The following is a 13,090-nucleotide window of genomic DNA, read 5'->3' on the forward strand; positions in this document are numbered from 1 at the left end:
GTTCGTTATAGTTGATCTTCCGTTAAAGTAAGGGCATTTTCTTCTTTATGATAAGATTGATAGCTGGTGATTAAGACATCTAAATGTTCAATATACTCATCATAATCAACGATTGCTGAAATGACCTGCATAAGATGGTAGTTCGTATCTTCCCAATCCTTCGTTGCCTGCATTTGGTAGGTTAAGAAGATATTAAATAGCTCCTTCCGATTTAAGCGAACATCCCCTTCATCAAAGAATACATTTGGCCGTACCTTGCTGATGAATTTTAGCATAGCATGCTCGTGATGGTGAATCAGGCAATCGAGCTGCTGCTGCATAATATTCTGTAAATCATCCGGTAAGCTTGATATTTCATTTTCAAAGCGATGGAGTCTTTTCAATGTATCTAAAGCTCGTTTAAGAGTATTAATCATTTGACGGTAGATAACCAGCTTTCTTGTTTTTAGCAGATTATTTTTCTTGAAATTTCGTTCTTCCTTATACATCAGATAAAGCTGTTCAATTTTGAGTGTGGATTCTTTTAGCTTTTCAATGTCATTTTTGAGTAATTTATGTTCAGAAGCACCTCTAATATTGAGTCGAATCCATTTGGTTATTTCTGTAGTCGAATTAGATAGTTGGAGATAGAGCTTTGTTTCATATTTAGGTGGCAGGAATATAAGGTTTACCAAAAATGCGGACAAAACACCAAGCATTATCGTTAAGAAGCGGATTAAGGCAAATTGAATAAATGTATCTCCAGGTGTTTCCATAATTGCTACAAGGGTTACTAACGATAGACCGATGGCATTCTCTAGCTTAAGCTTTAATGTAATGATAATGACGATGACAGCCGCTAGCCCAATGATGAATACATGGTTGCCAAAGAGTAAGACGAAAATAACGGCCATTAAGGCACCAATGGTATTACCTTGAATCTGTTCAAGGATGGATAAATAAGAACGATAAATGGTTGGTTGTACAGCAAAGATAGCTGCAATACCGGCAAAAACCGGTGATGGAAGACCAATTAATTGAGCGCAAAGTAAAGATAAAATAATTGCGATTCCCGTTTTTAATATGCGGGCGCCTAACTTCATATGTTACGATTTCCTTTCTGATGGTGATGATAAATACACTTATTTATTAAACCATGCTGTTGCTTACGAAACAATCATTAAATGTAAAGTAATTAGGGTTGCTTATGCCTCCATTATATGGGAAAAACATGTTACTTGCCTTGCATCCCATATTAATTGATTTAAATAACAAGTCAAGTAAAAAACCGTTCGTCATGAAACGAACGGTTTTTTATCTTTAATTACTCTGTGGAAACGGATGGATCTGCTTGTTCCTTGACTGGGACGATTTGCAGAAAATGATTTTCTGGGTCTTCAAGCAGCTGTTTTAATAAATCTGCTTCTTCCATTTGCCCCTGATTGGCAAGCATTTCTGAATATTGACCGAGCAGCTCTTCAATATCGCTAATTCCTGTTTCGGAAAGAGGGGCTATTGAAACCTTTGCACCCTTCGCAATTCTTCGTGAAATGGCTTCCTTGGTTAAGCCCATTTCCGGCTGGTGTCGTACGTATACAACACCACCAGTCATTCCTGCGCAAATCCATGGTCCTGGATCACCAAGTACAAGTCCTCTGCCGTTAGTCATATATTCAAAGGCAAATCCTTTGATGTTTGCATTTACTCCAATATTCCCCGTTTCCTTCTCCTTTATCGGCTGTTTCAATTGCCCGCCAATAATCATATCGGCGCCTGAAAGGCGGATACCCGCTCTAGCATCGGCATCTCCTTGTGCCACAAGGAGCCCTTTTTGTGCACCATACCCAAACCCTTTTCCGACCGAACCGTTATAATACTTGCCATCTTTCCCTTTTGATTTAAAGATAAGAATTTTTCCTCCAAAGGATGCTTTACCAATTCCGTCCTGTGCGCCTCCATTTACTTCGATGTGGATCCCTGAACTGTTGTAGGCTCCAAGCCCGTTACCTGGAATGGAACCATGTGAATATTTTAATTGAATGGACGGCAGTTTTTTATAAGAACCATCCAATCTGTCACGAACACGGTGACAGGAAACACGGCTTCCTAATACACGCTGTTCTGAAGTAACACTTTGGAATTCGCGAGATTGCTGTAAATCATCATCCGTTCCATCTAAATACTCAGCCCCAACGGCAATTTGCAGCTGGCTTTCAATTGCTGCGTTGGCTGCAACTGCTTCCTGTGGATGAATCTGACTAATCTCAAGCGGCTTCAATAAATAGGTAAGGTCCAGCTTATCCTTTCCAGCCGATTGTTCTAATAAGTCAGAGCGTCCTACTGCATCCTGCAGGTTTCTTATCCCAATGGAAGCTGCTAATTCTTTTAATTCATTTCCAAAAGCAGTGAATAAATTCGTAATGCTATGCACAGCAAGTTCAAATTGGCGTGGAACGAATCGTCTTAATCCGTGTTCCTTTGCCTGTGCCTCTGAATCAATTTGCGTAGCAATACCGACATGGCATGTGTCTAAATGACAACCGCGGCAGGTTGTGCAACCGATTGCTACCATTGACAAGGTTCCAAAGCCGATTCGATTGGCGCCTAGCAGCATTACTTTTAAAACATCTGCTGCGCTCTTAATGCCGCCATCTCCCCAAATTTCAACTTGATCACGCAACCCAGCTTCTAAGAGGGCGTTATGTGCAGCCTTTACACCGATTTCAACTGGAAGACCAACATGCTGCAGGGCATGTATTCTAGCTGCACCTGTTCCTCCGTCAAATCCACTTAATGTGATAATATCAGCACCGGCTTTAGCAATTCCGACTGCGATGGTACCGATGTTTGGAACAACAGGCACTTTTACAGCTACCCTTGCTTGATCGTTGGCTGTTTTTAATTCGGCAATCATCTGTGCCAAATCTTCAATGGAGTATATATCATGGTTGTTAGAAGGCGAAATTAAATCTGAGCCAATTGTCGCGTTTCTTGCTTCTGCGATTTTCTCCGTGACCTTTGAACCTGGTAGGTGACCGCCTTCACCAGGCTTCGCACCTTGACCAATTTTGATTTCAAGCAGGTTGGAGGAGTTGAGCAGCTCTGCATTCACACCAAATCTTCCAGAGGCTACCTGCTGCCCGCGAGTATTTGGATATTTTCCCAGCATATCTTTAATTTCTCCGCCTTCACCATTCATGCTTACCATATTTAAGCGATTAGCTCCCTCAGCGTAGGCTCTAAAGGCAATTTCATTTTGTGAGCCAAATGACATGGATGAAATAACGAATGGCAGATTATGATGTCCAACTGAAATATCTACCTCTTGCGCAGCAAGTGGTGTAGCTGATGTCTTAAAACTAGTTAAATGACGGATGGTAACTGGATTTAGCTTTTCCTGCTCTGAGATTTTTTCGCGGTAACCGGTATAATCACCTGTCGCAGCGATATCTCCGATCGCCTTCCAAATCCGAGGGAAAAGGTGGAATGTCTTGCCGATTCTAGCCTTTTCATTATGAAAATCAGCAGCTCTTTCAATAGCATCATCCTTTAATGCCTTGAAGTCATAGGCTAATTCCTTTGAGCCAAAGAAATTCACGATATTGAGACAGTCAGCCATCTCTTCATGAAGTCCAAGGCTTGAAAATAATCTTCCGTACCCGCGAAGTTCATGAATGCCTATGGTTGAAATGACTTTTTCAAGACCTTTTGTTAGAGCGGAATATAGATTCATCACCGGCCTAACCTTTTCCTCGATAACCGTCATAAACATAAAATATGGATTAATTAAATCAGCACCTAAACCAAAAACTGTAATAATATCATGTAAGGATCGGATTGATGCTGAGCGTAGTACAAGGGAACAGTCCCTGCGAACCTCTTCCATTACAAGAGCTTGATCAATGGCTGATGTAACTAGATGTGGATCAAGCCAATAATGTCCGTTCTGATGTGCTAGGGCATCATCTAGTATAATAAGTGTTTTTCCTCGTTTCACTGCCGTAACGGCTTCTTTGCATAATCGCTGCAGCGCCGAATCAATGGACTCTTCTTTTTGAAATACAGCAGGGAGTGTTACAGCTAGGTCTCTTTCTTGAAAATAACGAATGACCTGATCATAGCTAGGCTGGTGCAATTCAGATGATACTTCAGCACCTGTTTTACCTTCTATGATAATAGGAGTTTGTAATTCTAGTACATGTTGTACTTCCTTACGTTTAAATAGAGAAGGCCGTTTGCCGATGATGACACGGGTAGAAAAGTGCTCTGTTTCCCGGTCTCTATCGATTGCAGGATTTGTAACAACGGCAACACTTTCCTTTAAAAAATCAGCGATATTTTTTCGTTCCGGATTTAGTGCGGCAAGGGGAGCGTCATGTCCGAGTGAACGAATAGGTTCAGCACCCTTTTCTGCCATTTGTTCAATAAGCTGAATATGGTCCTTTTCCCAGCCAAATGCTTTATATTGGCCATTATGAATCTTATTTGAATAATGGAAAAGCTGGAGTGATTGTTTTATAGTTGGCGTTTCTAGACGTTTCCGTGCTCCATCTAGTTGAAGTCTCGTTGCAAAGCGATTATATACTTCCTGTTGGAATTGATTCTGTTCAAATAATTGCAGTTTCTCATTATGCCACTTACATCCGACCTTTTCCCCTGGAGCTAGCGGTTTTGGATCTGCAACATATTCTGTAGACGGGATGATACCTGGTTCTGATGAAAAAAGGTAAGAGCTTTCTATCTCAAGCATCCACAGCGGTCGAAGTCCGAGGGCATCTACGCTAAAAACAGCTTCATCACCAAATCGTGATACAATCCCTGCAGGACCCTGTGCAAAATGTCCCCAGGCTTCACGAATATAACTATATAAATCCTGAAGGTGAGAAGGATAGGCTTTAATTTCATTCATGATAGGAGGAAATAATAAATCAAGTGCCTCAAATAATGAATAACCGTCACGGCAAATAAATGTCTCGATCGTACGACTTAAATCCTGTGAATCACTGCCATCCTTGACAAGCGGGACGCCGATCATTCTAGCTTCATCCCTTAATTTGGCAATCGTATTGATTTCTCCATTGTGCCCAAGAATACTAAACGGCTGAACACGAAATGTGCTTGAAAGTGTATTAGTAGAGTATCGGTTGTGGCCAAGTGTAATCGTTGATGCTACAAGAGGATTTGCAAGATCAGAATAATACTTAGGCAGAATATCACCGGCACCCATTACTTTATAAACAGCGTGATGCTGACTTAATGAAGCAACATGTACATGGTCATCTTTTTCAAATTCTATGATTAAATCAAAGAGTTTTTTTGTTAACTGTTGTCCACTGAAAATGGAGGTACAGGCAAATTGAAGGAAAATGGGAGTTTCTTGAATGGCAATGGGTCCAAGCGCTGCGGAGTCTGTGACAGCATCAGAATGATATAATAATGTGAATTGAGAGTCTGTAAGTTTCTTAATGAGGGATGATTTCTTTGCTTCGGCATTTTTTGTTCTTGTTATAAAAATGTGTCCAACAACGAATTGTTCTTTTTCAGCTTCGTTAGGATTTACCCCAGCTTTTTGAAGCTTTTCCTGCCATAGCCTTCGAGGAATGTCAATATGAATACCAACTCCATCGCCTTCCCCATTAATAAAGCCTGCTCGGTGGTTCATGGTCACAAGTGCATCAATACAGCGAAGAATATTTTCTCTCGTAGGGGTCTTTGTTTTTTCCAGACAGGCCACAATACCGCATGCATCATGCTCCTGCCTGTGTAACTTCTGAAAAGTATGAGGGCTATATGTTTGTTTCATCATAAATCGGCTTAAATGAATGATTTCCTTAAGCCTATTCACCTCCTGAGTATTCATTATGATAACCAATCAGATGAGATCCAGGCTGTCAATTCGTGTGAAATAGAAACTCATATGAGTGGAAAGAGAGCTGACAAAGCTAATTGTCCATGGCAAAACAGAAGGTATCTACCCAAGACCAGTAATTTTATAGTACCACAACTTTTTTCGAAAATCAATTAATTATGAGAATATTTGAATAATTTATAAGTCAGGAGAAACTGAATAAGGGCAAAGAAACTGCGGTGTATAGGCATAATAGGGTGGTGGAAAAAAATAATCGGAGGCTATAAAAGCCTCCGTTATGCATAAAAAATGTATAAATTATTATCTTTTAGCTAGTTCTGAAAAGGCATTTTCTACGGCAAATAGTGTAGCATCAATATCCTCCTCAGTATGTGCGATGGTTAAAAACCATGCCTCATATTTTGAAGGAGCTAGATGAATGCCTTGCTTTAGCATTAATTTGAAAAATTTTGCAAACATTTCACTATCGGCATTCTGTGCCTGCTCGTAATTTTCAACTTTTTCATCAGTAAAGTATACAGTCAAGGCACCTTTTAAGCGGTTTATTGTAATGGTGATGTCATGTCTTTTTGCAGCCTCTACAATTCCCTGTTCAAGCTTGGCTCCTAACTGGTCTAGATAGTCGTAAACTCCATCTTGTTTTAACACTTCAAGACAGGCGATACCCGCTAAAATAGAAGCAGGGTTACCGGCCATTGTACCGGCTTGATAGGCAGGTCCCAATGGGGCGACATGCTCCATAATATCCTGTCTGCCACCGTAAGCTCCAATTGGAAGTCCGCCTCCGATGATTTTCCCCATTGCGGTTAAATCTGGTTTCACTCCAAGCAGGTCCTGTGCTCCGCCGTATGTAAAGCGAAAGGCTGTAATGACTTCATCGTAAATGACAAGAGCGCCTGCGGCATGTGTCAGTTCGTTTATTTGCTCTAGGAAGCCAGGATTTGGTTCAACAATGCCAAAGTTTCCGACAATTGGTTCAACTAGGACAGCAGCAATTTCATCTCCCCATTTTTCTAAAGCCTGTCTAAACGGTTCAATTTCATTGAATGGTACGGTAATGACTTCTTGCGCAATACTTTTAGGTACCCCGGCTGAATCAGGTGTGCCAAGTGTGGATGGGCCGGAGCCTGCTGCAACAAGGACGAGATCCGAGTGACCGTGATAACAGCCAGCAAATTTAATTATTTTATCTCTTCCCGTATAGGCACGTGCAACACGAATGGTTGTCATCACTGCTTCTGTACCCGAATTAACGAAACGTACCTTTTCTAATCCAGGCATGGCATCCTTGAGCATTTTAGCAAAGGTGACTTCATGTGGTGTGGGCGTTCCAAATAATACACCGGTTTCGGCCGCCTTTTTAATAGCTTCTGTTATATGTGGATGGGCGTGTCCAGTGATAATGGGGCCATAAGCGGCTAAGTAATCAATATACTGGTTTCCGTCAACATCATAGAAATAAGCCCCTTGTCCTCTTTCCATGGCTACGGGAGCACCGCCTCCGACTGCCTTGTAAGAACGGGATGGACTGTTTACGCCACCCACAATATGTTCGAGAGCTTCAGTATGTAATCGTTCAGAATTAGTAAAATGCATTACATTATACCTCCTATTTAGTCTGCTTCTACATTTTAACACTATTGGTATTTATATTCTTTTATCTAATTATTTTGACACTTTTAATTTCAAAGTTTGGGTGGAGCTATAGGTTGTTTACCTGAGGACACCTGCATATAAATATAAACAAGTTATCATTCGAAGCTGGCTGGAAAAGAGGATAAGCATGATCTATATCATTACACTTGCCTTCACGATTTATTGTATCGTGATGAGTTTACGTACTATATTTATACCAAACACCATTAAAGGAAAAGTTGTTTCTGTTGAAAACTTTGTTTATTTAACCTTTGTTTATATTACAATTTTGATTGGTTTTGGTTTGGTTTATATTGTACTTGAAACAAAAGGATATCAAATTATGATTGAACAATATCCAATGCCAACTGAGAACTTTGTGGAACGGTTTGGAACCTATTTATATTTTAGTGCCGTAACGCTATTTTCAGTTGGGTATGGGGATATTGCTCCAATTGGGATTGGGCGTTTCATAGCAATGGTGGAAGCACTAATTGGGTACACGATTCCGGCAGCCTTTGTGGCAAAAGCGGTGTATGACCGTGAACGAAAATAAGATACTAGTTGTCTTAGCAGCAGGAATGAGATAATCTGTAAATAGAACATAAATACGTATGTATTGGTGTGAAAGAAGATGTACTTAATTTGTACAGATAGGAGGAATGTTTCAATGTCAACACTGACAGGGCAGGTAGCACCAGATATTGCCTTACCAGCAAGCAGCGGACAAACCATTCAGTTGTCTGATTTCCGTGGAAAGAATGTTGTACTATATTTCTATCCGAAAGATATGACACCGGGCTGTACAACGGAAGCATGCGATTTTCGCGATCGCCATGAGGATTTCTCGAAAGTAAATACAGTGATTCTTGGTGTTAGTCCAGATCCTATATCAAAGCATGAAAAGTTTATTGAGAAGCATGGTTTGCCATTCGTATTACTATCAGACGAGGAGCAGGAATTAGCAAAGGCGTTTGATGTTTGGAAGCTAAAGAAAAACTTTGGCAAGGAATATATGGGGATCGAGCGCAGTACTTTTATTATTGACGCAGAAGGCAAAGTAGTAAAGGAATGGCGTAAAGTCAAAGTGAAAGATCATACGAGTGAAGTATTTCAATACATTCAAGAAAATTTAGCATAGTATCATAGCAAAAACAAAAAGAGCCCTGTTACATTGATGTAAAAGGGCCTTTTTATCAATCACAACCTAATAGATTTCTTTTTTGCAATTTTCATAAATTTTGTAGTCTTTATCCTTTTTTAATCGTCTATATTATAGTAGTGCATAAAATCATTAATTTTATATGGTGATCAAATGAGTGAAAGAAATATTTACCTGCTTCTAACGGACACGGGTACATGGTTTTCAAGAATGATTAAATTATACACGAAGGCTCCCTACAACCATGCTTCCATTTCACTTGATGAAAATCTTAAGGAGTTATACAGCTTTGGCAGGAAGGTGTATTTTAATCCGCTTTCCGGTGGTTTTATTAAGGAGGGAGTTGACCGCGGTGTCTTCTTATATAAAAAAAATACAAAATGCATCGTATATAAGATGGTTGTCAGTGAATTCCAGTATAATGAAATATTAAAGAGAATTGCCCAGTTTAAATATTTTGAAGATCAGTACCGCTATAATTTGCTGGGTGTGATGGGGATAGCGATGAATAAACGAATTAAAAGAAAGAATGCCTTCACCTGTTCCCAGTTTGTAGCATCCGTATTAGATGCAAGTAATATTTATGTCTTTGATAAGTATATCGAGCTGATTACACCTGAAGATATTACGAAAATCCCTCAGCTGCAGTTGATTTATGAAGGAAAACTATGTGATTATCATCAGCATAAAATAGCTGTATTTGATTCAGCTATTTTCGATTGGAACCAGTATAAAGCAGACTATTGAATTGTAATTGAACTTATATTTTTTTCTTAAAAGCCTATTTTTATTAGAAAAGGCAATTGTCCATTCATTTATTTATGTATTGAATATCTTTATATTAGGGCATACCTCCTCAGATAGTTTTAGCAGGTTGAAGAAAATCAGCCTGCTTTTTTTTATTTTTTTCAATAATAAATAAAATAATATGGGAGAGGAGATAGAGATGCGTATTGTTTCGTCAATTTATCCTAATCAAGAGCTGCAAAAGGAATTGCAGATTGAATTTCCAACCGCAAAATTTGAATTTTATCATGGCATGAAAGAGGCGGAAAAGTCCTTTTATGAATCTGAAATCTTTATTACGTATGGTGAAGATCTAACTGAAAAACATATACAGCAGAATAATCGGTTAAAATGGATCGTGCTAATGACTGCCGGTTTTGATAAATTACCGTTAAAGGCTGTCGAAGAAAAGGGGATTATGGTAACAACTGCTCGCGGGATTCATAGCATTCCCATGGCAGAGTATACCATCGGGATCATGCTTCAATATGTGAAGCAAACTAGAATCATAATGGAAAATGAAAACAAACAGATATGGGACCGAAGCCTTCAACTGGATGAACTGAGTGATAAGACCGTTTTAATTCTCGGAGTAGGAACTATTGGTGGAGAAATTGCAAGGCTGGCTAAAGCCTTTAGAATGAATACAATTGGAATAAACCGAAGCGGAAGAGCAGTTGGAAATATTGATAAATTATATCAAATCGATCAGTTCTCGCATGCATTGCCGCAAGCAGACTTTATTGTTTCCGTTTTACCGAGTACACCAGAAACAAGGCATTTTATAAAGAGGGAACATTTCATCTCCATGAAAAAATCAGCTGTTTTTATAAATATTGGGCGTGGAGATATTGTTGATGAAAGGATATTAATCGATGCTTTGAATCAGCAACTAATTGACCATGCTTATTTAGATGTGTTTGAACAGGAGCCTTTAGAGGTAAATCACCCATTGTGGTCCATGAAAAACGTGACTATTTCCCCGCACTTGTCAAGTTTAACTAGGAGATATTTACCGAGAGCCTTTGAAATATTTAAACTTAACCTTTATACGTATTTAACTAAAAAGGGCGAATTCATTAATTTCATTGATTTGCAAAAAGGTTACTGACAACTATTCAGCAAAGCGGTAATATATATAAGGTTTTGTACTTTGATTTGTTACTTTGAATAATAAATCATAATTCATAAATCGTTGGTGAAAATGTAAGTAAACTACGTTAATAGGGTAGTTATATTGACAAAAGTACTAAAAATTTGTACACTAATTATAACAATTATAAATTAATAATATTTTTTCAGTAAAGAAAGAGGTGTATGACGGTGGAACATAATCATTTGAAGGAAGCGCTGGAAACCTTAAAGGAAACGCGAGTTCGTATTACACCACAACGTCATGCGATACTCGAATATTTAATAAACTCAATGTCACACCCAACAGCAGATGATATTTACAAGGCCTTAGAAGGAAAATTCCCTAATATGAGTGTAGCGACAGTTTATAATAATCTGAGAGTATTTCGTGAGGTTGGCCTCGTGAAGGAATTGACCTACGGTGATTCATCTAGTCGTTTCGATTTTGTAACAACTCAGCATTATCATGTGATTTGTGAAAGCTGTGGGAAAATTGTTGATTTTCATTATCCTGGATTGGATGAAGTGGAGCAGTTGGCAAGCTCTGTAACTGGTTTTAAAATAAGTCATCATCGTATGGAAATCTATGGATCATGTCCAGATTGTACGATGAAAGAAGTTCATTAATGCTATTGTATCCTTATAATTTAAATAAGAGGGTGTCCTTTATATAAGGATACCCTCTTTTCTGTGATGCACATGTTCATCAACTTTGTTTTTTGCGATTGAATTTTTCGTCAAACTCTCTTCCTTCTAAGGCTGGATCAAGTGTTAAGGGCTCCTTACAATACATACACATGTCAACTCTGCCAAGGATTTTTGTGTGCTTTCCACAGTTAGGACAGACTACTTGAACCGTTTTGGTCGAAAGCATTCCGATCCAAAAGTAAACTACTGTACTTGCAATTATAGATAATAAACCAAGTAACATACATATGGTCATTAGAATAGGGGAGTTTCTGAAAAAAATACCAATATACATAACGACAAACCCGATAAAAATTAAACTGAGAGCAAAAGTACGTATTTTATTAATTTTACTAGAATATTTTTTCGCCATACAAATTCCCTCCCTAAAATAAAACTATATAGTATATTTTCTAAAAAATGAATCATTTTGTTTTAAAAGTAATCAAGTATTTTTCAAATACATTGTAAATTATTGCATATTAAGTAGAATTAATAAGGTTTATGATTTATTTTGACGAAAGCATGAAGGAAATTAGCCTTTTTCGTCGAAAATATAAGGGCTATGGGCTAGTTAGAAACGGCTAGTTAGAAACGTAGGTTAAACGCATAACACTTGGAATGTATAGGGGGATTCAAGGTGGAAGACATTCTTCGTCCAATTTATCAGGAACGTGCAAGTCAAGAAAATACCTTAGGTGTACTAATTATTGAAAAACGTGAAAAATCCATTCCCTTCACAGATACCTTTGATGCTATATTGCTTATTGTAGTAGAGGATGCAGAGCAACCGGTATTTATCAAACATTACTCATATCAAAATAAAAAAGCAGCCATGCATATTGTGACGCAAGCACAGTTAAATGAATGGCTTCAAATCGGTTCGAATCGCAAAATAGTAGAATGGATTTATTCGGGCAAAGTACTTTATGATCGAAATGAATTCCTTCATAATCTCAGAATTGAACTGAATGAATTTCCTTTTAATGGACGGAAGTTAAAAATGGGGCTAGAATTTGCTAAGCTTATTCGCCGCTATATGGACGGAAAATCCTTCTTCAAAAATAATCAGTACTTAGATGCATATAACCATATTGTTCACTCTTTACATCATCTTGGGAGACTGGCTTTGATAGAAAATGGGTTTCATCCGGAGATTACGGTATGGAAACAAGTCAAGCAAATTGAGCCGGAGATCTTTCAATTGTATAATGAATTAGTTACAAGTGATGAGGAGTTAGGCAAACGACTCGAGCTATTATTTTTAGCAAGTGATTTTCTTATTCACTCACGGACGGAAATGGGAATTAGTCATTTAATTGAAATATTGAAGACGAAGGAAGATTGGTCAATTAATGAGATTGCCTTACACCCTGAACTTAAGCTATATTCTGTTGATATAGAGGTACTCTTTGAGTATTTGGTGGAAAAACACTTTATTGAAGTTGTCACAGTAGAGACAAAGGGACAAGGGATATTTCATAGAAATTATAGGGTTGCGGAAAAATTATTAACTAAAAAGTAATATTCTATTGACCTTTTTAGAATTGATTGATATATTAATAACCGTCGCTGTGAAATGCATGATACTTTTTTTCGCAGCTGACGGAAAAGTGTTGACATATTAAATGTCATATGTTAAATTAATTAAGTCGCTTCTGGAGCGGCCTTTACCAATTGCTCTTTGAAAACTAAACAAACAAAAACGTCAACGTTTTAATTTTTAGTCTTTTTTGAAAAAAAGACATTAAATTATGAGCAAGTCAAACAATCTTATTGGAGAGTTTGATCCTGGCTCAGGACGAACGCTGGCGGCGTGCCTAATACATGCAAGTCGA

10 protein-coding genes and 1 rRNA gene are annotated in these 13,090 nt (G+C 38.3%); 7 read left to right on the top strand and 4 right to left on the bottom strand.

The features are described 5' to 3' along the window. Positions 1–5: 5 nt before the first annotated feature. The 3 genes from ACHUFV_RS22030 to ACHUFV_RS22040 all read right to left on the bottom strand — a co-directional run bounded on the left by ACHUFV_RS22030 (position 6) and on the right by ACHUFV_RS22040 (position 7,444). The gene (locus ACHUFV_RS22030; protein WP_394237904.1) at positions 6–1,082 is read right to left on the bottom strand and encodes an FUSC family protein; all 1,077 of its coding nucleotides are present in this window, start codon (positions 1,080–1,082) and stop codon (positions 6–8) included. 221 nt (positions 1,083–1,303) lie between these two features. Continuing rightward, positions 1,304–5,782 carry a glutamate synthase-related protein gene (locus ACHUFV_RS22035; RefSeq protein WP_394237931.1) on the bottom strand — a complete coding sequence of 1,493 codons (4,479 nt, stop codon included), beginning with the start codon at positions 5,780–5,782 and terminating at the stop codon, positions 1,304–1,306. A gap of 366 nt (positions 5,783–6,148) precedes the next feature. Then, positions 6,149–7,444 (bottom strand): glutamate-1-semialdehyde 2,1-aminomutase, encoded by a 1,296-nt coding sequence (locus ACHUFV_RS22040; protein WP_394237905.1) that lies wholly within the window; start codon positions 7,442–7,444, stop codon positions 6,149–6,151. 187 nt (positions 7,445–7,631) lie between these two features. Between ACHUFV_RS22040 and ACHUFV_RS22045 the strand changes: the two genes are divergently transcribed. The 5 genes from ACHUFV_RS22045 to perR all read left to right on the top strand — a co-directional run bounded on the left by ACHUFV_RS22045 (position 7,632) and on the right by perR (position 11,192). Then, positions 7,632–8,039 carry an ion channel gene (locus tag ACHUFV_RS22045; RefSeq protein ID WP_394237907.1) on the top strand — a complete coding sequence of 136 codons (408 nt, stop codon included), beginning with the start codon at positions 7,632–7,634 and terminating at the stop codon, positions 8,037–8,039. Between the two features lie 114 nt (positions 8,040–8,153). Then, positions 8,154–8,624 (top strand): thioredoxin-dependent thiol peroxidase, encoded by a 471-nt coding sequence (bcp, locus tag ACHUFV_RS22050; protein WP_394237908.1) that lies wholly within the window; start codon positions 8,154–8,156, stop codon positions 8,622–8,624. 174 nt (positions 8,625–8,798) lie between these two features. Then, entirely contained in the window at positions 8,799–9,392 is a 594-nt protein-coding gene (locus ACHUFV_RS22055) for a hypothetical protein (RefSeq protein WP_394237909.1), read from the top strand. A gap of 199 nt (positions 9,393–9,591) precedes the next feature. After that, on the top strand, positions 9,592–10,542 hold the full coding sequence (locus tag ACHUFV_RS22060) for a D-2-hydroxyacid dehydrogenase (RefSeq protein WP_394237911.1): 951 nt from the start codon (positions 9,592–9,594) through the stop codon (positions 10,540–10,542). Between the two features lie 206 nt (positions 10,543–10,748). Further along, positions 10,749–11,192 (top strand): peroxide-responsive transcriptional repressor PerR, encoded by a 444-nt coding sequence (perR, locus tag ACHUFV_RS22065; protein ID WP_150438198.1) that lies wholly within the window; start codon positions 10,749–10,751, stop codon positions 11,190–11,192. A gap of 79 nt (positions 11,193–11,271) precedes the next feature. Here perR and ACHUFV_RS22070 read toward each other — a convergent pair whose 3' ends face one another. Continuing rightward, positions 11,272–11,625, bottom strand: coding sequence for a YgzB family protein (locus ACHUFV_RS22070; RefSeq protein ID WP_394237914.1), 354 nt, complete (start codon positions 11,623–11,625; stop codon positions 11,272–11,274). A 267-nt stretch (positions 11,626–11,892) separates the two neighbouring features. Between ACHUFV_RS22070 and ACHUFV_RS22075 the strand changes: the two genes are divergently transcribed. Together ACHUFV_RS22075 and ACHUFV_RS22080 are read left to right on the top strand one after the other, a co-directional pair. Then, the gene (locus ACHUFV_RS22075) at positions 11,893–12,777 is read left to right on the top strand and encodes a nucleotidyltransferase-like protein (RefSeq protein WP_394237916.1); all 885 of its coding nucleotides are present in this window, start codon (positions 11,893–11,895) and stop codon (positions 12,775–12,777) included. A gap of 248 nt (positions 12,778–13,025) precedes the next feature. Then, a 16S ribosomal RNA gene (locus ACHUFV_RS22080) occupies positions 13,026–13,090 on the top strand; the annotation flags it as partial.

This window comes from Niallia oryzisoli, assembly GCF_043641075.1.
Lineage (GTDB): Bacteria > Bacillota > Bacilli > Bacillales > Cytobacillaceae > Bacillus_BD > Bacillus_BD oryzisoli_A.

Excerpts from the sequence above, each read along its gene's own strand:
- ACHUFV_RS22030 (WP_394237904.1), bottom strand. The coding sequence starts at position 1,082 with ATGAAGTTAGGCGCCCGCATATTAAAAACGGGAATCGCAATTATTTTA.
- ACHUFV_RS22035 (WP_394237931.1), bottom strand. The coding sequence starts at position 5,782 with ATGAAACAAACATATAGCCCTCATACTTTTCAGAAGTTACACAGGCAG.
- ACHUFV_RS22040 (WP_394237905.1), bottom strand. The coding sequence starts at position 7,444 with ATGCATTTTACTAATTCTGAACGATTACATACTGAAGCTCTCGAACAT.
- ACHUFV_RS22045 (WP_394237907.1), top strand. The coding sequence starts at position 7,632 with ATGATCTATATCATTACACTTGCCTTCACGATTTATTGTATCGTGATG.
- bcp (WP_394237908.1), top strand. The coding sequence starts at position 8,154 with ATGTCAACACTGACAGGGCAGGTAGCACCAGATATTGCCTTACCAGCA.
- ACHUFV_RS22055 (WP_394237909.1), top strand. The coding sequence starts at position 8,799 with ATGAGTGAAAGAAATATTTACCTGCTTCTAACGGACACGGGTACATGG.
- ACHUFV_RS22060 (WP_394237911.1), top strand. The coding sequence starts at position 9,592 with ATGCGTATTGTTTCGTCAATTTATCCTAATCAAGAGCTGCAAAAGGAA.
- perR (WP_150438198.1), top strand. The coding sequence starts at position 10,749 with ATGACGGTGGAACATAATCATTTGAAGGAAGCGCTGGAAACCTTAAAG.
- ACHUFV_RS22070 (WP_394237914.1), bottom strand. The coding sequence starts at position 11,625 with ATGGCGAAAAAATATTCTAGTAAAATTAATAAAATACGTACTTTTGCT.